We start from the raw sequence: 21,236 nt of genomic DNA on the forward strand, positions 1-21,236 counted from the left end.
AAAGATTTACAGTGGTGGCTATAGCTCAGTTGGTAGAGCCCTGGATTGTGATTCCAGTTGTCGTGGGTTCGAGTCCCATTAGCCACCCCATTATTTAGTGGAATGCGAAGGTGGCGGAATTGGTAGACGCGCTAGCTTCAGGTGTTAGTGTCCTTACGGACGTGAGGGTTCAAGTCCCTCCCCTCGCACCACAACTTAGGTTTTAAAAAAAGTAAAATAGCAGTATTTCGGCGAGTAGCGCAGCCTGGTAGCGCAACTGGTTTGGGACCAGTGGGTCGGAGGTTCGAATCCTCTCTCGCCGACCAATTTTAGAACCCCGCTTCGGCGGGGTTTTTTGTATTTAAAATTGCAGTTTTCGGCATTAACGCCGGTTTTCCTTTCTCTGTCGCAGTTTGGCGACTTTCCCTCGTGCTGTTGTCTCTATTCAGTAACATTTAACGTTATGATTTTTAAAGTATGTTTCCCGGCTGCATGGTACTTGTCGTTGGTGCCCGACATCTCTTATCTGTTGGGGAGATACGGCGCGTTGCATTACCCTGCGAAAGCCCGCCACCCGTGCCCTGAGGCCTGAATAATCTGACTGTAACTTTGGCATCATTTGTGCAAGAATATACGGGTAGATGCTCATTCCACCTGTTATGTTCGCTTTATGCCTCATAATGCCAGGAATGATGCAGAGCCTTTGCGGTGCTTATCGTCCAAAGACAGATGTCGGTTTCACCCTCATCAGACACCATGGACATAACGTTGAGTGAAGCACCAAGCTTGTTGTTATATGACCTGATTTAACACCTGCCCAGTGGGCAGGTGTTTTTTTATGGGAGAAAGGTGAGGTTAGCTGTTTGGCTTGTCGCTGGGGTTAACACTCAACAACAGGCCTTCCCGGCGCATTGTTGCCGCTTCTGCGGGTTCTTTCAGGCGGTCGAGAGTATCTGCCAGCAAGGCATAATCCTCGGCGTCCGGGCGCTGTTTCAGGGCGGCACGAAACGCCAGGCTGGCTTCCTGCCATTCTGCGTGCTGCATCAGCAACTGACCTAACGTGCGCCACAGTAATGGGCGGTCACCCTGCAGTTTGATTTGCTGGCGCAACGCTTTTTCCAGCACAGATGGATCGCCTGATTTAAGCTGTGGCATCAGTGTTACCAGCCGGTCATCGTACTGGCGTTTTAAACCTGCCAGAATAATTTTTTCTGCACTGGTGTGGTCGTTACACTCAATCAGGCGTTTTGCCATCGCCACCTGCAGCAAGGTTTGCTGGCGGGTTTTACGTGGCTGATTCTTCCACCAGTTATTTAACCCTTCGCTGCCTTGCTCAGCCATTGCCTGGTTAATTAACCCAAGCCATGCCTGCTCTTGCAGCGCTTCGCGGTGTGCATCATCTGCAACCCCGGCTTTTGCCATAGAAGGGAGGATATCCAGCAAGGCATTCCATGCGCCGGTACGGATGTAAGCCTGTTCAGCAAGGCGTAATACTTCCGGGTGGCGTGGTGCAATATCCAGAAGCTTGTCCACGCCGTGGCGGGCCGCGTGATCTTCATTGCGGGCCAGTTGCAAGCGAACCCGGGTAATATCTACCGGGATCTGGTCGTTGTCGGCCAGCTCAGCCGCCCGTTCCAGGTGCTGGTTGGCGCGCATTTCATCGCCCCGCTGTTGAGCGGCTTCAGCAGCCAGCAAGTAGTTCACCAGTGGTTGTTCTGCATGATCGGCATTTTTAGCCATCAGCTTCTCAACTTGCTGGTAATCCCCTTCGGCCAGTTTTAGCAACGCCTGGCGGGTTTGCTTGCGTGCGCGTGTGCGTTTGCGGCCCACAAACCAGCCATGGGTACGTGCACCGGTTCTGAATACTTTACGCAGCAGCCATTCAACCGCGAACAACACCAGCATTAGCAGAACCAGCATGATAACCAGCCCGGTTACACTGGTTTCAATGTTGTAATTGTCTGTCTGAATCAGTACGTACCCTTGATGCCCGGCGAGCATTGGGCCAAGCACGATGCCTGCAATCAGTAATAAAAACAGCAACAAGACTTTCAGCATGATTACTCTCCCTGTACCGGCTGTGTAGTTGCGTCGCCAGAATCCGCGCTAACGCCTGGTTGGGACAATAAGTTGCGCACGCGTGTCTGCATTAATTTTTCCAGAATTGGCTGGCTTTGCAGTGAGTCCGGAACATCCATGCTGATATCTTGCTGGCTCAGCGAGTCCAGGCTTTGCAGGAAGGCTTTGGTCGCCGCATCATTGGTATCGTAATAAGCGCGTACCCAGGTCGAGACATTTTCCAGCGCCTGTTTATACACTTCGTCCTGATGGCGGGGAACCGCCTGTGCAGCGACTAACAAACGTGAGCGCAAGTTTTCACGCAGGTAAACATCCTGGTTTGGTGCCAGCAATGGGACTGCCGTTTCATCCCTGCGGCGTATGGTGATAAAGCTGTCCATAAAGTTGTGCCAGCTCTTCGTCAGGTTTTCACGCCACTGGCTGAAGGAACCAGACAGCTCACTGCTGTCGTCGTCCATGGGTGTGTCATCCGTGGTGTTATCAGCAAGGCGGAGATTATCAATTTGGTTGGTAAGCTGATTAAGCTGCAAAATAATGCCGTCATAGTCGACTTGCGTCAGGGCGGACAACGTTGATAAATCTTGCGTGATGGCACGGCGGGCAGGTAGCAAACTGGGGTCATTCATGTCAGCCAGGCTGGCATCGGCGCTTTTCAGCAGGGCGGCGGCGGTAGTGACATCCTGGTCGCTCCATAACTTCCGCGCGGCCAGTTTTACCAGAAAGTCTGCCTGTGACAGCATCCATGTTTTGGCATCTGATCCAGAAATGGTCGCCACTTTTTGTTCCAGTTCAGACAGTTGAGCTGCCTGAGCCTGTTGTTGCTTGTGTGCCTGAGCGAGCGCATCAGCCTGTGCTTCAACGGTTTTTTGCAACGCGGCGTTCTGTTGCGTTTGCTGATGCTGCAAAGCGGTTAACTGATCAATTACGGTATCACTGGTTGACGTTTGCGTTGCCAGTTGATGTTTGGCCCAGGTCCATACCCCGGCACTGCAAGCCAGCGCAATGGCGATAGCAACCACGCCTAACGCAATTCCTGCGCTGCCACTCTGTTTTTTCTTGTCTTCCGCATGACGTGTTGTACCGGTGTTTTGTGATACTGAGGATTCTTCCACCCGGGTTTCGTCAGTTGCGGCGGAGTCGTTATGTTGTTCCGTCATTATGGCATCCCATTAATAAAGTGATTGCAGGGTGCGCAAAAGCGCATCGTTATCAGCATTTTCGGCGACAGTGATTTCTTCCCAGCCCAATTCCCGGGCAACCTGCGCCAGCCGCTCGCTGACGACAACAAGCCGGCAGCGGAATAACCAGTTAGTTCGATACAATTCGGGAATCGTGTTCGTGAGTTGCGTGAGCATCTCGCCACTTGTCACCACCAGTATGCGGATCCCACGGTTTTGCCAGCGCCAGGCCTCTTCAAGGCCATCATACTGGCAGGGTTGGCGTTGGTAACATTCGCAGACTGTCACTGCCGCACCTCGCTCGCTCAGCGTATCAGTGAGCAACTCCCGCCCACCATTGCCGCGCAAAATGAGCGCACGTTTCCCGGCAACATTCTGTAATTCAGGTAATTGTAGCAAGGTTTCGCTGGTTTCCCGATCTCGTGGGTAGCTAATTGGCAGCCTGCTCACGGTATGCAGTGCCAGAGCAGTAGTGCGGCCAACCGCAAATGCCTGGATATGGCCCGGCCAGCTTAACCGGGTTGCGGCAAGCTCTGCCTGGGCAAATTGCACTGCATGCCGGGAAACGGCAAACAGCAAATCGCCCTGTGCAAGCTCGCCCAGTAGCGCCGGGAGTTGGCTTAATGCATTACCCCGGGCGAATTCAATCAAAGGAAAGTGCCAGGCCTCTCGCCCGAGAGCCCGGAGACGGCTAACCAGCGCTTCCCCATCAGGCGATGGGCGAGTGACCAAAATACTCATTGCGGCTTTTCACCTTGATAAACGTCGTGAAGAATTTGGCTCGCACCGCGTGCCAGCAGTTCTTCAGCAAGACTAATACCCATTGCTTCAGCTTGTCCTGGTTCACCACGGCGTTCACCCGCGATGATTTGTGAACCATCAGGCGCGCCAACCAGTGCCCGTAACCATAACTGGCCATTTTCCAGCAGTGCAAAACTGCCAATGGGTACCTGGCAACCACCTTCCAGGCGCGTATTCATTGCACGCTCGGCAGTCACCCGGATAGCGGTATCGGTATCATGCAATGGTGCGAGTAACTCACGAGTCCATGTATCATTGAGGCGGCATTCAACACCAACCGCACCTTGCCCAACTGCTGGCAGGCTTACTTCAGGTGCGAGCGCTTCCCGAATCCGGTCTTCCAGTTTAAGGCGTTTTAAGCCAGCCACAGCCAGAATAATGGCATCATATTCACCGCTATCCAGTTTACCCAGCCGGGTACCGACATTACCGCGTAATGAGCGAATTTGCAGGTCAGGGCGGCGCGCCGCAATTTGGCACTGGCGACGCAGGCTGGATGTTCCTACGACTGCGCCTTGTGGCAGTGAGTCCAGGCTGGTGTAGTGGTTGGATACAAATGCATCGCGTGGGTCTTCCCGCTCGCAAATGGTGACCAGCCCCAGGCCTTCAGGGAAGGCAACCGGTACATCTTTCATTGAGTGAACGGCGATATCAGCCCGATTCTCCAGCATCGCCAGCTCGAGTTCTTTGACAAACAAGCCCTTACCGCCCACTTTTGCAAGGGGAGTGTCAAGCAACACATCACCACGAGTGACCATCGGAACCAGTTCAACCTGCAAATCCGGGTGGTATGCCTGCAAACGTTGTTTGACATATTGTGCTTGCCACAGCGCAAGCGGGCTTTGCCGGGTGGCAATTCGTAATACTTTGTCTACCATGCTAGTTACCGTAAAAAACGCTTGAATATCATCCTACCATTGTTAGAGGAAGCGTGTCAGTTTCAACGGGGTTTATCCTGAAAGTGTCAGTTTAAGTGTATTAAGATGCGCCTGAATGCTAGACTTACTTAGCGCATCTTTCTTTACGGTCAATGCTCGTGGTGTTAAATTGATCACGTTTTCACCAATTGCCAGCCTGTTCATTCTATAATCATTAAAGGCTGCATGCGGATTACGTTTTTGAAATACTGTAACCAATCAGGCGATACGTCTTGTACCTCTATATTGAGACTCTTAAACAGAGACTGGATGCCATAAACCAACTGCGCGTGGATCGCGCCCTGGCTGCAATGGGACCCGCTTTTCAGCAGGTTTACAGTCTGCTGCCTACATTATTGCATTGCCATCATCCGCAAATGCCGGGCTACCTTGATGGCAACGTTCCCCATGGAATTTGTCTGTACACCCCTGATGACACACAACGCCATTATCTCGACAGCCTTGAGCTGAAATATGGCGCTTTCCCGCAAGAAGAAAACACCAGTGAGTTACCCATTACTGGTGTGTACTCTATGGGGAGCACTTCATCGGTTGGGCAAAGCTGTTCGTCTGACCTGGATATTTGGGTGTGCCATCAGGCGTGGCTGGACAACGAAGAGCGCCGTTTGCTCCAGCGCAAGTGTGCGTTACTGGAAGGCTGGGCTGCATCATTAGGTGTGGAAGTCAGTTTCTTCCTGATTGATGAAAACCGTTTCCGGCATAACGAGAGCGGGAGCCTGGGTGGCGAAGATTGCGGTTCTACACAGCATATTTTACTGCTGGACGAATTTTACCGCACCGCAGTGCGCCTGGCTGGGAAACGTATTCTGTGGAATATGGTGCCCTGTGAACAGGAAGAGAGCTATGACGACTATGTTATGAAGCTCTATGCACAAGGCGTGCTGACTCCTAACGAATGGCTGGATCTGGGGGGGCTTAGCTCCCTGTCTGCGGAAGAGTACTTTGGCGCCAGTTTATGGCAGCTGTATAAAAGTATTGATTCCCCGTATAAAGCCGTGCTGAAAACACTGTTGCTGGAAGCGTATTCCTGGGAATACCCCAACACACGTCTGTTAGCCAAAGATATTAAACAACACCTGCATGATGGTGAAATTGTCTCGTTCGGGCTGGATGCGTACTGCATGATGCTGGATCGGGTTACCCGGTATTTAACGGCAATAGACGATACCACTCGCCTTGACCTGGTTCGCCGCTGTTTTTATTTGAAAGTATGCGAAAAACTCAGCCGGGAACGTGCTTGTGTTGGCTGGCGGCGTGAAGTTATCGGGCAGTTAGTGAAAAGCTGGGGCTGGGATGAACAGCGCCTGGCGATGCTGGATAACCGGGCTAACTGGAAAATTGACGAAGTCCGTAATGCCCATAATGAATTGCTGGATGCGATGATGCAAAGCTATCGCAACCTGATTCGTTTTGCCCGCCGCAACAATTTGAGTGTCAGTGCCAGCCCGCAAGATATTGGGGTTCTCACCCGTAAGCTCTATGCAGCGTTTGAAGCTCTGCCCGGGAAAGTTACCCTGGTGAACCCACAAATATCGCCAGATTTGTCTGAACCGAATCTGACTTTTATTCACGTACCGCCAGGCCGGGCAAACCGTTCTGGGTGGTATCTGTATAACCGTGCGCCGCACATGGACACGATTATCAGCCATCAGCCACTGGAATATAACCGTTATCTGAACAAGCTGGTGGCCTGGGCCTACTTCAATGGTTTATTAACACCGCGTACTCGCCTGTTCATTAAAGGCAATGGTGTCTGTGACCTGGCAAAATTGCAGGAAATGGTGTCGGATGTATCTCATCATTTCCCTATCAGGCTGCCAGCGCCGACACCCAAAGCGTTGTACAGCCCATGTGAAATTCGCCATCTCGCGATTATTGTCAACCTTGAATATGACCCGACTACGGCGTTTCGCAACCAGGTGGTGCATTTTGATTTCCGTAAACTGGATGTCTTCAGTTTCGGTGAAGAACAAAAATGCCTGATTGGCAGCATTGATTTGCTGTATCGCAACTCGTGGAATGAAGTGCGTACTCTGCATTTCAATGGCGAACAGGCCATGATTGAAGCGTTGAAAACGATTTTGGGCAAAATGCACCAGGATGCCGCACCGCCAGACAACGTTGAGGTGTTCTGCTACAGCCAGCACTTGCGTGGGTTAATTCGTACCCGTGTTCTGCAACTGGTTTCTGAATGTATTGAGTTACGCTTGTCGAGCACCCGTCTTGAACCGGGGCGTTTTAAAGCGTTGCGTGTTGCCGGGCAAACCTGGGGGTTGTTCTTTGAACGGCTGAATGTGTCTGTGCAGAAACTGGAAAACGCCATCGAGTTTTATGGGGCGATTTCTCATAACAAACTGCATGGGCTGTCTGTTCAGGTTGAAACCAACCATGTCCAGCTCCCTTCGGTTGTGGACGGGTTTGCCAGTGAAGGGATTATTCAGTTTTTCTTTGAAGAAACCAACAGTGACAAAGGGTTCAACATCTATATTCTGGATGAAGGTAACCGCGCTGAAGTTTACCATCACTGCGAAGGCAGTATTGAAGAACTGGTTCGGGATGTCAGCCGATTCTACTCCTCATCTCATGATCGTTTCACCTATGGCTCAAGCTTTGTGAACTTCAACCTGCCACAGTTCTACCAGATTGTGAGCGGGGAAGGGCGTGCTCAGGTGATTCCGTACCGTACTCAGTCTGTTACCGCGGCCGCAGCGCTGGCATCAGACGGCAACGCTGCGACACTACTGCAACAATATCAGCAATAATTACTGGAAGTGGACCGGCTCACCAGCTTGCTGAGAGCAGGCTTCTTCCAGTAAGGCCCAGAAAGTTTTCCCGCTACGGTCGCACACCCAGGTATCTTCTTTCAGGTTGAAGTGGTAGCCACCGCTTTTGGTTGCCAGCCAGACCTGGTGCAGGGGTTCCTGGCGGTTAATAATAATTTTGCTGCCATTTTCAAAACTCAGTGTCAGCACACCGCCATTGATCTCGCAGTCAATATCGCTGTCGCCATCCCAGTTATCAAAATGCTCTTCAATGGTTAGCCACAGTTTGTCGGCCAGTCTGTGGAATTCTGAATCGTTCATGTTTCGCTTCCCGTTATAAGGCTGTGCAGGCAGTATAAAAGCACAACGCGGGAAATTGAAATACCGCTCACAGGCCCGTGAGTAAGCAAGTGTTTTTGGCGGGAATTATCTGTTCCTCAGACTCTGGCTATTGCTTTTCAGGGTTCACCTGCGATGATAGATAACAATAACGATATACAGGCACTGCAGAATGAAGAAACTCGTTTATCCGCTGGCCATGGCGCTGGCAATGTTTAGCCTCAGTGGATGTGGTTTAAAAGGCCCACTTTATTTCCCTCCGGCAGACAACAAAACACCCGAACATGTTGAAGAACCAGCATCGTCGACGCAATCAGCCACACCTGATCAAAACGATCGTGGAGATGGCGATGACCCGACGCAGGTTGTCACCCAGTAGCACCCCAGTGCATAACCTGGGGAAGGGAGTTCTAAATGCAGTTTTCCAAAATGCATGGGCTTGGCAATGATTTCATGGTGGTTGACGCAGTAACACAAAACGTCTTCTTCTCTCCGGATATGATCCGCCGCCTGGCTGACAGGCATTTGGGAGTGGGGTTTGATCAGTTACTGATTGTGGAACCGCCTTATGATCCTGAGCTGGACTTTCACTACCGTATTTTTAATGCGGATGGTAGTGAAGTTGCGCAGTGTGGCAACGGCGCGCGTTGTTTCGCCCGCTTTGTGCGCCTGAAAGGCCTGACCAACAAGAACGACATTTTTGTCAGTACCGCCAACGGGCGTATGGTTCTGACAGTGACGGACGATGATTTAGTCCGGGTGAATATGGGCGAACCGGACTTCGAACCTGGCCGTATTCCTTTCCGTGCTAATAAAATGGAAAAAACCTATATCATGCGCGTCGCGGAGCAAACGGTACTTTGTGGCGCAGTATCGATGGGCAACCCCCATTGTGTGATTCAGGTTGAAAGTGTTACGACAGCAGAAGTGGAGTTGTTGGGGCCGCTGGTAGAAAGTCATGACCGGTTCCCTGAACGGGTGAATGTTGGCTTTATGGAAGTGGTTAACCCTGAGCATATCCGCCTGCGGGTTTATGAACGCGGCGCGGGTGAAACCCAGGCATGTGGTAGTGGGGCCTGTGGTGCGGTTGCTGTCGGTATACAACAAGGTTTACTGGCTGAACAAGTACGGGTTGACCTGCCCGGTGGCCGGTTAGATATTGCCTGGAAAGGCCCGGGGCATCCTTTGTATATGACCGGGCCTGCCACTCATGTCTACGATGGGTTTATACATCTATGAAGAATGTCGGAGAACAGCAAGATATTTTGCCTGAGCTGACAGACGAGATGGTCGGAGATTATCTGCGTCGTCACCCTGATTTTTTTATTCGTAACGCACAACTGGTTGAACAACTCAGTGTTCCGCATCCGGTACGGGGAGCAGTGTCGCTGGTTGAATGGCATATGGCCAGGTCGCGGAACCGGATTGATAACCTGGAAACCGGTATGGGTTTGCTGGTTGAACAGGCAATGGCAAATGAAGGGCTGTTTTACCGATTACTGAAACTACAAAGCCGTCTGGCATCCGCCCCGGATTTTCAGTCTTTTCTTGAACGCCTGTCGCGTTGGGCAAAAGAGATGAAACTGGCCAGTGCTACGTTACGGCTCTTTCCGGATAAATGGCGTATTGGCGCGCCTTCCTGTTTTACTCACCTGGCGTTGAGCCGGCAACTGTTTGAGCCATTGCGTGTGCAGCGGTTCGGCGACCAGTCGCATTATCTTGGCGGCCTCAATGGTAATGAACTGCTGGTGATGTTGCCGCAAGAAAAAGCGGTAGGCTCAGTAGCCATGTCATTGCTGGGGGAACAGGGGGATTTAGGCGTACTGGTATTCTCCAGCCGTGACCCGCAACACTACAGTGCAGGCCAGGGAACCCAGTTCTTGCAGGAACTGAGTACATTATTACCCGGGTTACTGGAACGTTGGGTGGAGCGGTTATGAGCGGTTTGCAGGCGAGTGTTGACCAATATTTGCGTTACCTGAAAGTGGAACGCCAGCTAAGCCCACTGACGTTACTCAACTATGGCCGCCAGTTGCAGGTGATTATCAGCATGGCGGCGGACATGGGCATACAACACTGGGCTCAGTGCGACAGCAGCAAAGTGAAACGCTTTACTGTGTTGAGCCGCAAGCATGGTCTGCAGCCTGCCAGCATGGCATTACGCCTTTCTGCCCTGCGTAGTTTTTTCGACTGGCTGGTTGCCCAGGGCGAACTGGATGCCAACCCGGCAAAGGGTGTTGCCAGCCCCAAAGCACCACGCCATTTACCCAAGAATATTGATGTGGATGACATCAACCGGTTACTGGATATTGATATTAATGACCCACTCGCCGTGCGTGACAGAGCGATGCTGGAAATCATGTATGGCGCCGGGCTGCGTTTATCCGAACTGGTCAATATTGATTGCCGCCACCTGGACCTTGCCAGCGGTGAAGTGTGGGTGATGGGGAAAGGGAGTAAAGAGCGCAGGCTACCTGTTGGCCGTAGCGCGGTGCAATGGGTTGAGCACTGGCTGGAGCTGCGTTTGCTGTTTGGCCCGGATGATGACGCCCTCTTTTTATCCCGCCAGGGCAAGCGTATTTCAGCTCGTAACGTGCAAAAACGCTTTGCCGAATGGGGTGTGCGCCAGGGTCTTAACAGCCATGTCCATCCTCATAAATTACGCCACTCATTTGCCACACATATGCTGGAGTCCAGTGGTGATTTACGCGCGGTACAGGAGTTGCTGGGCCACGCTAATTTATCCACTACCCAAATCTATACCCACCTCGACTTTCAACATTTAGCCTCGGTGTATGATGCTGCGCATCCACGCGCCAGGCGGGGGAAATCGTAATGCATTTTTACCGTCCACTGAGCCGGATTGCCGCTCTGACGTTTGATCTGGACGATACGCTGTATGACAACTATCCAGTAATTCAAAAGACTACTCAGGCATCACTTCAGTTTCTTCAACAGTACCATCCGTCGCTGGCGCAACTGACCGCCAGTGATTTTATTGGCGTGCGTGACGCCTTAAGGGAAGAAGAACCGGAAATCTACCATGATGTGACGCAGTGGCGCTGGCGGGCAATAGAACGCACGATGCAACTCGCCGGGATACCAGATAGCCAGGCGCGTGAAGGCGCTGATGCGGTGATGGGCGAGTTTGCTCACTGGCGTAGCCGCATAGAGGTACCGCAGGAAACACATACCACACTGGCAAAACTGGCGGAGAAATGGCCGTTAGTCGCCATTACTAATGGTAATGCGGATCCCTCCCGTTTCGGGCTTGAGCCGTACTTTCAGTTTGTATTGCGCGCCGGCCCGGATGGCCGCTCAAAACCGTTTGGCGATATGTACTGGCTGGCGGCACAAAAACTGGGTGTTCAGCCCGGAGAATTGCTCCATGTAGGCGATGACCTCACCACTGATGTGTTAGGTGCGGTACAGAGTGGCGTTCAGGCATGCTGGATTAACCTGAAACAGGCCAGCCTGATGACGGCAAAAGACAGCCGGTTGCTACCCCATGTAGAAATTTCGCGGTTGGCATCACTCACTGCGCTGATATAATGCTGTAAAAATTTCCAGGGGTACGATCCCCCCTTTCCCCAATTTGGCGGTGCTGATGGACGTTTCTTACCTGCTCGACAGTCTTAATGATAAACAGCGTGAAGCCGTTGCGGCGCCACGCAGTAATTTGCTGGTTCTGGCAGGTGCGGGGAGCGGGAAAACTCGGGTACTGGTGCATCGTATCGCCTGGCTGATGTCGGTTGAGAACAGCTCGCCTTACTCCATTATGGCCGTCACCTTTACCAATAAAGCGGCTGCGGAAATGCGCCAGCGTATTGGTCAGTTGATGGGTAGTGTGCAGAATGGTATGTGGGTGGGGACTTTCCACGGTCTTGCACACCGTCTGTTGCGCGCGCATCACCTTGATGCAGGTTTACCGCAGGATTTTCAAATTCTGGATAGTGAAGACCAGCTACGCCTGCTCAAACGCCTGATCAAAGCCATGAACCTTGATGAAAAGCAGTGGCCTGCCCGCCAGGCAATGTGGTACATCAACGGTAAAAAAGACGAAGGCCTGCGCCCACAACACGTAGAAAGCTATGGCAACCCGGTTGAGCAAACCTGGTTGAAAGTTTACCAGGCCTACCAGGAAGCCTGTGACAGAGCCGGGCTGGTGGATTTTGCTGAATTGCTGCTGCGCGCCCATGAACTTTGGCTTAACAAACCCCACATTCTCCAGCACTACCGTGATCGCTTCACGCATATTCTGGTGGACGAATTTCAGGACACCAACAACATTCAGTATGCCTGGATTCGCCTGCTGGCGGGTGATACCAGCCATGTGATGATTGTGGGCGATGACGACCAGTCAATTTATGGCTGGCGTGGCGCTCAGGTGGAAAATATTCAGCGTTTTCTGCGGGATTTCCCGGGGGCGCAAACCATTCGCCTTGAGCAAAACTACCGTTCAACCAGCAATATTCTGAACGCAGCTAACGCCCTGATTGATAATAACACCGGGCGGCTTGGTAAAAATTTATGGACTGATGGCAGCGAAGGTGAACCTATATCGCTGTACTGCGCCTTCAACGAACTGGATGAAGCCCGGTTTGTTGTTAACCGTATCAAAACCTGGCAGGACAATGGTGGTGCTCTGGAGCAGTGTGCCATCTTATATCGCAGCAACGCCCAGTCACGTGTACTGGAAGAGGCTTTACTGCAAGGTAGCATGCCGTACCGGATTTATGGCGGGATGCGCTTCTTTGAACGCCAGGAAATTAAAGATGCACTGGCGTACCTGCGCCTGATGAGTAACCGCAATGATGATGCCGCATTTGAACGTGTGGTTAATACACCAACCCGGGGAATAGGCGACCGCACGCTGGATGTCGTGCGCCAGACTTCGAGAGAGAACCAGCTCACGCTATGGCAGGCTTCACGCCAGCTGTTGCAGGATAAAGCCCTGGCAGGGCGTGCAGCATCCGCTCTGCAGCGTTTTATGGAGCTGATTGATGCGCTGGCTCACGATACCGCAGAAATGCCCCTGCATGTCCAGACTGACCGGGTGATTAAAGACTCTGGCTTGTGGATGATGTATGAACAGGAAAAAGGCGAGAAAGGCCAGACACGTATTGAAAACCTTGAAGAACTGGTGACAGCCACACGCCAGTTCAGCTACCAGGACGAAGACGAAGATCTAATGCCGTTACAGGCCTTCTTGTCTCATGCCGCACTGGAGGCAGGAGAAGGGCAGGCAGACACCTGGCAGGATGCAGTACAACTGATGACACTGCATTCGGCGAAAGGTCTGGAGTTCCCACAAGTGTTTATTGTTGGGATGGAAGAAGGGATGTTCCCCAGCCAGATGTCGCTGGATGAAGGCGGCCGCCTGGAAGAAGAGCGCCGCCTGGCTTATGTCGGTGTCACGCGGGCCATGCAAAAGCTCACGCTGACTTACGCAGAATCGCGCCGCCTGTACGGGAAAGAAGTGTATCACCGCCCTTCCCGGTTTATTGGCGAGCTGCCGGAAAACTGCGTGGAGGAAGTGCGTTTGCGGGCAACGGTTTCCCGCCCGGTTAACCACCAGCGGCTGGGTACACCCATTGAGCAAAACGATAGTGGCTATAAACTAGGGCAGCGGGTACGCCATCCCAAATTTGGTGAAGGCACTATTGTCAACCTGGAAGGCAGTGGTGAGCACAGCCGCCTGCAGGTGGCATTCCAGGGGCAGGGCATTAAGTGGCTGGTCGCCGCTTACGCCAGGCTAGAAACGGTGTAACTCCGTGTGGGAAAATAAATTTTCTGGTCTGTCTGCTAACCTTAACAAATAACAGATATTAATTAATTGCGAGTGTTCTGTTGTTTATTGACGCTGCTTTTTCGCTGGCGTAACATGCGCGCACGATTACGCTAAGAGGACATTCGCCTTGGACACACCCAGTAGATGCTGGCTCTTTCACCTGTTTTCAGGGTGCAACTCCTAAGGCTATCCTCATTGCTGATAGCCTTCGCGGTTGTCAGCGACATCTTTTCCCGTCGCGTTGAGCCAGTCTGTTTCTTGGTTTGAAACCCCCGTTTCTGTGTGCCCACCGAACTGTCCGATATTTTTGCATTGGGAGTCCCGGTCATGTTGAGCGCATTTCAACTGGAAAATAATCGGTTGTCCCGTCTCGAAGTGGAAGAGGCTGAAAACCTGAGCAACGCGATATGGGTTGATCTGGTTGAGCCGGACGAAGACGAGCGGCAACGCGTACAAACGGAACTTGACCAGAGCCTGGCGACACGACCAGAGCTTGAAGATATTGAGGCATCTGCCCGTTTTTTTGAAGACGAAGATGGCTTACATATCCACTCATTTTTCTTCTACGAAGATGCGGACGATCACGCGGGCAACTCAACCGTGGCTTTTACCATTCGTAATGGTCGCCTGTTTACGCTACGTGAACGTGAGTTACCTGCATTTCGCCTCTACCGCATGCGCGCCCGTACACAGTTAGTGGTTGACGGCAATGCGTTTGAATTGTTACTCGATTTGTTCGAAACCAAAATTGAACAGTTGGCTGATGAAATCGAAAACATTTATAGCGACCTGGAAAAGCTCAGCCGTGTGATTATGGAAGGGCAACAAGGTGATGAGTACGACGAAGCGCTCTCCACCCTGGCTGAGCTGGAAGATACCGGCTGGAAAGTTCGCCTGTGTTTGATGGATACCCAACGGGCACTGAATTTCCTGGTACGTAAAGCTCGCTTACCGGGCGAGCAGCTTGAACAGGCGCGGGAAGTATTACGCGATATCGAATCCCTGTTGCCGCACAACGAATCCCTGTTCCAGAAAGTTAACTTCCTGATGCAGGCTGCGATGGGGTTTATCAATATCGAGCAGAACCGGATAATCAAAATCTTCTCCGTGGTATCTGTTGTATTCCTGCCACCCACGCTGGTTGCTTCCAGTTATGGGATGAACTTTGAGTTTATGCCGGAATTGCACTGGAGCTTTGGTTACCCTGGAGCCATCGTCTTTATGATGCTGGCGGGTCTGGCCCCGTACCTGTACTTTAAGCGGAAAAACTGGTTGTAGCGGTTAATGCTCAGAGGCAAAAAAGCGCTGTGAAAACAGCGCTTTTTTTATGGTTACAAACTCCAGGTGTGCTTGTTTTTTACCTTGAATTCGTAATACCAGAAGATAGTCTGGCATGCGACATACATGTTGAAAAAGAAAGAAAGGAATCGGAAATGAATCATCAGACCAATAATGGCAACAACACAGCTGATTAGAAAACACACTATGGCTTTTTTCCATAATCCTAAAATCAGCAGATAAACTGGTCCAAATAAAAAAGCCAGAAAACTCATTTGCATTGTAATTCGTGGCCAAATCGGAAGTTTTTTCAATTCCTCACGACTTTCTTTGGTTTGCAGGAAGCCATTATACTTTCCGCCTAACTTATCAATAAATGCAAAGCGTTTTTTCCACTTTTCTTTTACTTTCGGATCCTGCTGGTAGTCGTAATTTTCTTCAGGCAATGTTGTGTTAGTCATCGTATTACCTTTTATCCCTTGCCAAATGGCGGTTAATTGTTTGGTTAATTCGTTATCTTGCCTGGAGTAAGAGCCAGAAAGAATGCAGTCAAAATAGTCATACCCGCAGTAAAACGGGTACCCGGAGAGTCACAATCTGCCCCCCAAATACGAATCATAACTTGCCCGATCACGACTATGCTCATCCAGAGAATCACGAAGTAGCGGCCTTTTATACCAATATCCCGGCAGCGCATGGCACCCGTATTACAATAAATCCAAAGCAGTAATACTGCCGTAAAAATAAGGGTGAATTTCCCCATATTAAACATCAGCGGTGTGCCCTGAAGAACGAAATACAAAATACTGATGATTAAAAAGGGTATTCGCCGAATAGTTGTGCTATGTGACGGTTTGAATAAATTGATGATGAAAGACATAGTTGTTTTCTTACCGGCAAAGGCTAATTCTTACCTGGCATAGTGCATGTGAGTTCAGTTTATGGAGATTATAGAAACAGTGTTGCCTGATAGTAAGATAGTGGTTGTACTAAAAAAGGTAGGTGAGGGAATTGAATTGCTGGTGTATGGCTGGCGTAATGTATGAATAAGAATACTACGCCAGCATTTTGTTTTATAAGGATTATCTGACTTTTCTCTGGGTATATAATGCATCCAGAACAAAGACAAACAGGGCTATCCAGATAAATCCGAAAGTAACCATTTTATCTTTCCCGGGCACTTCACCATAGAATGTTACGGCTAATAAAAACATGAGTGTTGGGCCAATATATTGAAAAAAGCCGAGGGTGGATAACCTCAGGCGGGTGGCCGCCCCGGTGAAGCATAATAACGGCACCGTGGTGACAATACCGGCAGCCATCAGCAATAAATTCAGTGACCACGGGTTGTTAGCAAGATGGCTGGTGGGCGTATCTGTAATACCAAATAGCCAGATAGCGGCAACCGGCAACAGCCATAAGGTTTCTATCAGCATGCCAGTTTGGGCATCGACGGCAATTTTCTTACGCACCAGGCCATACAGCGCGAAACTGAACGCCAGCGCCAGGGCAATGACGGGCAACGACCCGAAAGTCCAAAGTTGAACCAGCACGCCACAGGCTGCCAGTAACACGGCCACCCACTGCATCAGGCGAAAACGCTCACCGAGAAAGATCATACCCAGCAGAATATTCACCAGCGGGTTAATAAAATAGCCCAGGCTGGCTTCCAGCATATGGTTATTATTGACCGCCCAAATAAATAGCAGCCAGTTACCACCAATTAATACGGCAGAAACGGCAAGCCCAAAAATCTTCCGCGGCGTGGCTATAATTTTTCGCACCTGACGCCACTGACGGCTCAGCGAAATCAACGCTACCATGAAGAAAAAAGACCAAATGATACGGTGGGTCAGTATTTCATTGGCGGGGACAAACTGAATAAGTTTGAAATATGCGGGGGCGACCCCCCAAATAAAATAGGCGATCAGGGCGAGGATAACCCCTAAGCGTACTTGCCTGCTGTCCATGTTAATGTGTATATGCGTTGGAAAAGTGTACAGGCAGTTTATCAGAAAAAGCCGCTACCCGACCATGTAAGTCGCTGTTGCACTGGCAATATAGGTTTTTTGTTCGTTATGTAATTCAACCCGGGCGACCGCCACTTTGTTACCTGCACGCAGTAGTGAACTGCTGGCGGTAAAATGAGTGCCACGCCCCGGGCGCAGGTAGTCCACACGTAAATCTATGGTGCCCATTTTACCCAGACGCTGGCGTAACTCTTCCTCACTGATGGTGTCATGCCGTGTGAGTGTACTGCCGACACAGACCAGACCGGCGGCCACGTCGAGCGCGGATGCAATCACGCCACCATGTAAAATATTTTGTGCCCAGTTCCCCACCATCATAGCCTGGTGTTGAAAGCTAAGTTCAGCATAATCAGGTACGTACTTTACCAGCTCCAGCCCCAGAGCCCGGTTAAATGGCATGTGGTATACAAAAATATCACCCACCAACTTCAATGCTTCTTCAGCGGTAAGAATAACGCCAGACATAGAGATGCTCACTATTAGTTAACAAGATGTTTATTTTATGTATCGTTTATGTTTTAAACCAGTTTAAGAGCAGAAGAGTGCGTATCGGACAATGAAATATGTAGAATGGGTCACACCAATAATAATTGCTTCAGGAGAATGAGGCTGATGCGCAAGAGTTTTACCGCTTTGATGATGATGTGTGTGCTCCCGGTCACGGCCTGGGCACAGGAAGCAACGGTGAAAGAGGTGCATGATGCACCCGCCGTTCGTGGCAGTATTATTGCTAATCTGTTACAGGAACATGATAACCCATTTACCCTGTACCCTTACGATACCAACTATGTGCTCTACACAGAAAGCAGCGATATTAATAAAGAAGCGATACAAAGCTACGACTGGGCCGACCATGCCCGCAAAGACGAAGTGAAATTTCAGTTGAGCCTGGCTTTCCCATTGTGGCGCGGAATCCTTGGTGATAACTCTGTGCTGGGTGCATCTTATACACAGAAATCCTGGTGGCAGCTTTCCAATCAGTCACAGTCTTCACCGTTCCGTGAAACTAATTATGAACCGCAATTGTTCCTGGGTTTTGCCACAGACTATCAATTTGCTGGTTGGACATTGCGTGATGTCGAAATGGGTTTTAACCATGATTCTAATGGGCGCTCAGACCCTACGTCTCGCAGCTGGAACCGCGTTTATTCTCGCCTGATGGCGCAGAATGGTGACTGGATGGTTGAAGTGAAACCCTGGTATGTGGTGGGGAATCTTGATGATAACCCGGATATCGCCAAATATATGGGTTACTACCAGGCGCGTGTGGCATATAGCTGGGGCGATGCCGTCTTGAGCGTGAAAGGGCAATATAACTGGAATACCGGTTATGGTGGCGCTGAATTCGGCGTGAGCTACCCAATTACCCGCCATGTCCGGGCTTATGCTCAGGTGTGGAGTGGTTACGGTGAATCCCTGATAGACTACAACTTCAACCAGACACGCGTTGGTTTGGGCGTTATGCTCAATGATCTGTTTTAAAGCATTGCAGTTTCTCACTCAGGCGCTGAAAATAGCGCCTGTTTTATTTTAACCGGATGGAGTGAGTGTGGCGCAGGCGGAAATGATGAATCGGGAGTCACTGGCACAACAAGTGTTACAGGAGACCTTTGGCTACCAACAGTTTCGTCCGGGCCAGAAAACCATTATTGATACGGCACTCCAGGGCCGCGATTGTCTTGTGGTTATGCCGACCGGCGGCGGAAAATCCCTCTGTTACCAAATCCCTGCTCTGGTGCTTGGCGGGTTGACGCTGGTTGTTTCTCCGCTTATCTCTTTGATGAAAGATCAGGTGGATCAGCTGTGCGCCAACGGGGTTGCCGCCGCCTGCCTGAATTCCTCATTAAGCCGTGAAGACCAACAACAGGTTATCGATGGGTGCAGAAACGGGCAAATACGCCTGTTGTATATCGCCCCAGAACGCCTGATGATGGATAACTTCCTCGACCAGCTGGCTCGCTGGAACCCAGTCATGCTGGCAGTTGATGAAGCCCACTGTATTTCCCAATGGGGGCACGATTTCCGCCCGGAATATGCAGCCCTTGGGCAACTGCGCCAGCGTCTTCCTGGTGTGCCATTTATGGCGTTGACGGCCACGGCAGACGACACCACCCGGCTTGATATTGTGCGTTTATTGGGGCTTGATGACCCGCTCATCCAGGTAAGCAGTTTTGACCGCCCGAATATCCGCTACATGTTAATGGAGAAGTTCAAGCCTCTTGACCAGTTGCTGCGGTATGTCCAGGAACAACGGGGCAAGTCAGGCATTATTTACTGCAACAGCCGGGCAAAAGTGGAAGACACAGCAGCCCGCCTGCAAAGCCGGGGAATAAGCGCGCGTGCCTACCATGCCGGGCTGGAAAATAGTGTGCGTGCTGAGGTACAAGAGAAGTTCCAGCGCGATGATGTGCAAATCGTGGTGGCTACCGTGGCCTTCGGTATGGGGATTAATAAACCCAACGTGCGGTTTGTTGTCCATTTCGATATTCCGCGCAATATCGAGTCGTATTACCAGGAAACCGGGCGTGCCGGGCGCGATGGGCTGCCTGCGGAAGCGATGCTGTTTTATGACCCGGCAGATATGGCCTGGCTGCGCCGTTGCCTGGATGAAAAACCAGCCGGGCAGTTGCAGGATATTGAACGCCATAAGCTGAACGCCATGGGAGCTTTTGCCGAGGCACAAACCTGCCGCCGCCTGGTACTGCTGAACTATTTCGGTGAAGGCCGCCAGGAAGCATGTGGCAACTGCGACATTTGCCTGGATCCGCCACGCCGTTATGATGGCCTGGTAGATGCGCAAAAAGCGTTATCCTGCATTTATCGTGTTAACCAGCGTTTTGGGATGGGTTACGTGGTAGAAGTATTGCGAGGCGCTAACAATCAACGTATTCGCGATATGCAGCACGATAAACTGCCAGTGTATGGTATTGGGCGTGAACACAGCCACGAACATTGGGTCAGCATCATTCGCCAGCTCATCCATATGGGGTTTATCACCCAAAACATTGCCAACCATTCTGCTCTGCAGCTGACTGAAGCGGCCCGGCCAGTATTGCGAGGTGAGGTGCCATTAATGCTGGCGGTGCCTCGTATTACTGTGCTGAAACCGCGTGCTCACCAAAAAACCTTTGGCGGTAATTATGACCGCAAGTTGTTTGCCAAATTACGCAAGCTGCGTAAAGCCATTGCCGATGAAGAAAATATTCCACCGTATGTCGTCTTTAACGATGCAACGTTGATAGAAATGGCGGAACAGTTACCCGTTTCACCGGGGGAAATGCTGAGTGTGAATGGCGTGGGGATGCGTAAACTGGAACGGTTTGGGCAACCTTTTATGACCCTGATTCGTGAACATCTGGACGAACGGGAAACCTGGTAGCGGGCAGCAGAGAAACGTGCCAGGATAATACCTCCTGCGATTATTCTCCTGCGAGCAAGTTATGTTAATGCTTTTTCTGACAGTGGCACTGGTGCATTTCTTAGCGCTGATAAGCCCTGGCCCGGATTTCTTTTTTGTATCTCAAACGGCTATCAGCCGCTCTCGCCGTGAAGCCATTATGGGCGTACTGGGTATTACCTGTGGCGTAATGGTCTGGTCCGGTGTTGCGCTGCTTGGCCTGCATCTTATTCTGGAAAAAATGGCCTGGTTGCACACCATTATTATGGTGGGTGGTGGTTTGTATTTATGCTGGATGGGTTTCCAGATGCTGCGGGGTGTATTTAAAAAACCAGTGGCGCATGAGCCAACACAGCAAGTTGAGCTGGCTCAGGCTGGTCGTAGCTTCCTGAAAGGGCTGCTAACCAACCTGGCTAACCCCAAAGCCATTATCTATTTCGGGAGTGTTTTCTCACTCTTCCTTGGTGACAGTGTTGGCGCACCAGAACGCGTTGGGTTGTTTTGCCTGATTGCGTTAGAAACCTTTGCCTGGTTTGCTGTGGTCGCCAGCCTGTTTGCGTTACCGAAAATGCGGCAAGGCTACCAGCGGCTGGCTAAATGGATTGACGGGATGGCAGGTGCCTTGTTTACCGGGTTCGGAATCCATCTGATTATTTCCCGCTAA

At 51.0% G+C, this 21,236-nt stretch carries 20 protein-coding genes and 3 tRNA genes; 14 read left to right on the top strand and 9 right to left on the bottom strand.

Going from position 1 to position 21,236, the window contains the following annotated elements; all coding sequences use genetic code 11:
* Positions 1-14: 14 nt before the first annotated feature.
* The 3 genes from DES37_RS22400 (at position 15) to DES37_RS22410 (ending at position 305) form a co-directional block, all read left to right on the top strand.
* Positions 15-90: transfer RNA gene (locus tag DES37_RS22400), tRNA-His, on the top strand.
* Positions 91-104: 14 nt separating this feature from the next.
* Positions 105-191, top strand: a tRNA-Leu gene (locus DES37_RS22405).
* Between the two features lie 37 nt (positions 192-228).
* Positions 229-305 (top strand) — tRNA-Pro (locus DES37_RS22410).
* A gap of 529 nt (positions 306-834) precedes the next feature.
* Here the strand turns inward: DES37_RS22410 and hemY are convergent.
* From hemY to hemC, 4 genes are read right to left on the bottom strand one after another with little or no spacing between them, the layout of a single operon-like run.
* On the bottom strand, positions 835-2,037 hold the full coding sequence (gene hemY / locus DES37_RS22415) for a protoheme IX biogenesis protein HemY (RefSeq protein ID WP_110027954.1): 1,203 nt from the start codon (positions 2,035-2,037) through the stop codon (positions 835-837).
* Positions 2,038-2,039: 2 nt separating this feature from the next.
* Complete coding sequence (hemX, locus tag DES37_RS22420; protein ID WP_110027955.1) at positions 2,040-3,215, bottom strand: uroporphyrinogen-III C-methyltransferase; 1,176 nt, start codon at positions 3,213-3,215, stop codon at positions 2,040-2,042.
* Between the two features lie 12 nt (positions 3,216-3,227).
* On the bottom strand, positions 3,228-3,977 hold the full coding sequence (hemD, locus tag DES37_RS22425) for a uroporphyrinogen-III synthase (RefSeq protein ID WP_110027956.1): 750 nt from the start codon (positions 3,975-3,977) through the stop codon (positions 3,228-3,230).
* On the bottom strand, positions 3,974-4,915 hold the full coding sequence (hemC, locus tag DES37_RS22430) for a hydroxymethylbilane synthase (RefSeq protein ID WP_110027957.1): 942 nt from the start codon (positions 4,913-4,915) through the stop codon (positions 3,974-3,976). Before hemC ends, hemD begins: the two co-directional genes overlap by 4 nt.
* 272 nt (positions 4,916-5,187) lie before the next feature.
* Between hemC and cyaA the strand changes: the two genes are divergently transcribed.
* Entirely contained in the window at positions 5,188-7,737 is a 2,550-nt protein-coding gene (gene cyaA, locus DES37_RS22435) for a class I adenylate cyclase (RefSeq protein WP_110027958.1), read from the top strand.
* On the opposite strand, the gene cyaY is transcribed toward cyaA, so the two are convergent.
* Positions 7,738-8,058 (bottom strand): iron donor protein CyaY, encoded by a 321-nt coding sequence (gene cyaY / locus DES37_RS22440; protein ID WP_110027959.1) that lies wholly within the window; start codon positions 8,056-8,058, stop codon positions 7,738-7,740.
* 190 nt (positions 8,059-8,248) lie between these two features.
* Between cyaY and lptM the strand changes: the two genes are divergently transcribed.
* From lptM to corA, 7 genes are all read left to right on the top strand, one after another.
* Positions 8,249-8,455, top strand: coding sequence for an LPS translocon maturation chaperone LptM (gene lptM, locus DES37_RS22445; RefSeq protein ID WP_036115459.1), 207 nt, complete (start codon positions 8,249-8,251; stop codon positions 8,453-8,455).
* A 35-nt stretch (positions 8,456-8,490) separates the two neighbouring features.
* Positions 8,491-9,315 (top strand): diaminopimelate epimerase, encoded by an 825-nt coding sequence (gene dapF / locus DES37_RS22450; protein ID WP_036115461.1) that lies wholly within the window; start codon positions 8,491-8,493, stop codon positions 9,313-9,315.
* Positions 9,312-10,016 carry a DUF484 domain-containing protein gene (locus tag DES37_RS22455; RefSeq protein ID WP_036115463.1) on the top strand — a complete coding sequence of 235 codons (705 nt, stop codon included), beginning with the start codon at positions 9,312-9,314 and terminating at the stop codon, positions 10,014-10,016. Before dapF ends, DES37_RS22455 begins: the two co-directional genes overlap by 4 nt.
* Positions 10,013-10,912 carry a tyrosine recombinase XerC gene (gene xerC / locus DES37_RS22460; RefSeq protein ID WP_036115465.1) on the top strand — a complete coding sequence of 300 codons (900 nt, stop codon included), beginning with the start codon at positions 10,013-10,015 and terminating at the stop codon, positions 10,910-10,912. Before DES37_RS22455 ends, xerC begins: the two co-directional genes overlap by 4 nt.
* The gene (yigB, locus tag DES37_RS22465) at positions 10,912-11,628 is read left to right on the top strand and encodes a 5-amino-6-(5-phospho-D-ribitylamino)uracil phosphatase YigB (RefSeq protein ID WP_110027960.1); all 717 of its coding nucleotides are present in this window, start codon (positions 10,912-10,914) and stop codon (positions 11,626-11,628) included. Before xerC ends, yigB begins: the two co-directional genes overlap by 1 nt.
* 55 nt (positions 11,629-11,683) lie before the next feature.
* On the top strand, positions 11,684-13,846 hold the full coding sequence (uvrD, locus tag DES37_RS22470; RefSeq protein ID WP_036115471.1) for a DNA helicase II: 2,163 nt from the start codon (positions 11,684-11,686) through the stop codon (positions 13,844-13,846).
* A 348-nt stretch (positions 13,847-14,194) separates the two neighbouring features.
* Positions 14,195-15,145: a magnesium/cobalt transporter CorA gene (gene corA, locus DES37_RS22480; RefSeq protein WP_036115568.1), complete on the top strand. Its 951-nt coding sequence runs from the start codon at positions 14,195-14,197 to the stop codon at positions 15,143-15,145.
* Positions 15,146-15,198: 53 nt separating this feature from the next.
* Here the strand turns inward: corA and DES37_RS22485 are convergent, their stop codons facing one another.
* From DES37_RS22485 to DES37_RS22500, 4 genes are all read right to left on the bottom strand, one after another.
* Positions 15,199-15,606: a DUF2628 domain-containing protein gene (locus tag DES37_RS22485; RefSeq protein WP_036115476.1), complete on the bottom strand. Its 408-nt coding sequence runs from the start codon at positions 15,604-15,606 to the stop codon at positions 15,199-15,201.
* A 44-nt stretch (positions 15,607-15,650) separates the two neighbouring features.
* On the bottom strand, positions 15,651-16,025 hold the full coding sequence (locus DES37_RS22490) for a hypothetical protein (RefSeq protein WP_110027961.1): 375 nt from the start codon (positions 16,023-16,025) through the stop codon (positions 15,651-15,653).
* Between the two features lie 202 nt (positions 16,026-16,227).
* On the bottom strand, positions 16,228-17,115 hold the full coding sequence (rarD, locus tag DES37_RS22495) for an EamA family transporter RarD (RefSeq protein WP_036115482.1): 888 nt from the start codon (positions 17,113-17,115) through the stop codon (positions 16,228-16,230).
* A gap of 54 nt (positions 17,116-17,169) precedes the next feature.
* Complete coding sequence (locus DES37_RS22500; protein WP_036115485.1) at positions 17,170-17,640, bottom strand: thioesterase family protein; 471 nt, start codon at positions 17,638-17,640, stop codon at positions 17,170-17,172.
* Between the two features lie 147 nt (positions 17,641-17,787).
* Here DES37_RS22500 and pldA point away from each other — a divergent pair, with 147 nt between their 5' ends.
* The 3 genes from pldA to rhtC all read left to right on the top strand — a co-directional run bounded on the left by pldA (position 17,788) and on the right by rhtC (position 21,236).
* The gene (pldA, locus tag DES37_RS22505; RefSeq protein ID WP_036115489.1) at positions 17,788-18,657 is read left to right on the top strand and encodes a phospholipase A; all 870 of its coding nucleotides are present in this window, start codon (positions 17,788-17,790) and stop codon (positions 18,655-18,657) included.
* 67 nt (positions 18,658-18,724) lie between these two features.
* Positions 18,725-20,554, top strand: coding sequence for an ATP-dependent DNA helicase RecQ (recQ, locus tag DES37_RS22510; protein ID WP_110027962.1), 1,830 nt, complete (start codon positions 18,725-18,727; stop codon positions 20,552-20,554).
* Between the two features lie 61 nt (positions 20,555-20,615).
* Positions 20,616-21,236, top strand: coding sequence for a threonine export protein RhtC (rhtC, locus tag DES37_RS22515; protein WP_036115495.1), 621 nt, complete (start codon positions 20,616-20,618; stop codon positions 21,234-21,236).

The organism is Mangrovibacter plantisponsor (genome assembly GCF_003182475.1).
GTDB lineage: Bacteria > Pseudomonadota > Gammaproteobacteria > Enterobacterales > Enterobacteriaceae > Mangrovibacter > Mangrovibacter plantisponsor.

Bases quoted from the DNA above. Each gene is read 5' to 3' on its own strand.
- hemX (WP_110027955.1), bottom strand. From the start codon at position 3,215: ATGACGGAACAACATAACGACTCCGCCGCAACTGACGAAACCCGGGTG.
- DES37_RS22500 (WP_036115485.1), bottom strand. From the start codon at position 17,640: ATGTCTGGCGTTATTCTTACCGCTGAAGAAGCATTGAAGTTGGTGGGT.
- corA (WP_036115568.1), top strand. From the start codon at position 14,195: ATGTTGAGCGCATTTCAACTGGAAAATAATCGGTTGTCCCGTCTCGAA.
- hemC (WP_110027957.1), bottom strand. From the start codon at position 4,915: ATGGTAGACAAAGTATTACGAATTGCCACCCGGCAAAGCCCGCTTGCG.
- DES37_RS22455 (WP_036115463.1), top strand. From the start codon at position 9,312: ATGAAGAATGTCGGAGAACAGCAAGATATTTTGCCTGAGCTGACAGAC.
- xerC (WP_036115465.1), top strand. From the start codon at position 10,013: ATGAGCGGTTTGCAGGCGAGTGTTGACCAATATTTGCGTTACCTGAAA.
- hemY (WP_110027954.1), bottom strand. From the start codon at position 2,037: ATGCTGAAAGTCTTGTTGCTGTTTTTATTACTGATTGCAGGCATCGTG.
- hemD (WP_110027956.1), bottom strand. From the start codon at position 3,977: ATGAGTATTTTGGTCACTCGCCCATCGCCTGATGGGGAAGCGCTGGTT.
- rhtC (WP_036115495.1), top strand. From the start codon at position 20,616: ATGTTAATGCTTTTTCTGACAGTGGCACTGGTGCATTTCTTAGCGCTG.
- pldA (WP_036115489.1), top strand. From the start codon at position 17,788: ATGCGCAAGAGTTTTACCGCTTTGATGATGATGTGTGTGCTCCCGGTC.
- DES37_RS22490 (WP_110027961.1), bottom strand. From the start codon at position 16,025: ATGTCTTTCATCATCAATTTATTCAAACCGTCACATAGCACAACTATT.
- cyaY (WP_110027959.1), bottom strand. From the start codon at position 8,058: ATGAACGATTCAGAATTCCACAGACTGGCCGACAAACTGTGGCTAACC.
- yigB (WP_110027960.1), top strand. From the start codon at position 10,912: ATGCATTTTTACCGTCCACTGAGCCGGATTGCCGCTCTGACGTTTGAT.
- lptM (WP_036115459.1), top strand. From the start codon at position 8,249: ATGAAGAAACTCGTTTATCCGCTGGCCATGGCGCTGGCAATGTTTAGC.
- DES37_RS22485 (WP_036115476.1), bottom strand. From the start codon at position 15,606: ATGACTAACACAACATTGCCTGAAGAAAATTACGACTACCAGCAGGAT.
- rarD (WP_036115482.1), bottom strand. From the start codon at position 17,115: ATGGACAGCAGGCAAGTACGCTTAGGGGTTATCCTCGCCCTGATCGCC.
- dapF (WP_036115461.1), top strand. From the start codon at position 8,491: ATGCAGTTTTCCAAAATGCATGGGCTTGGCAATGATTTCATGGTGGTT.
- uvrD (WP_036115471.1), top strand. From the start codon at position 11,684: ATGGACGTTTCTTACCTGCTCGACAGTCTTAATGATAAACAGCGTGAA.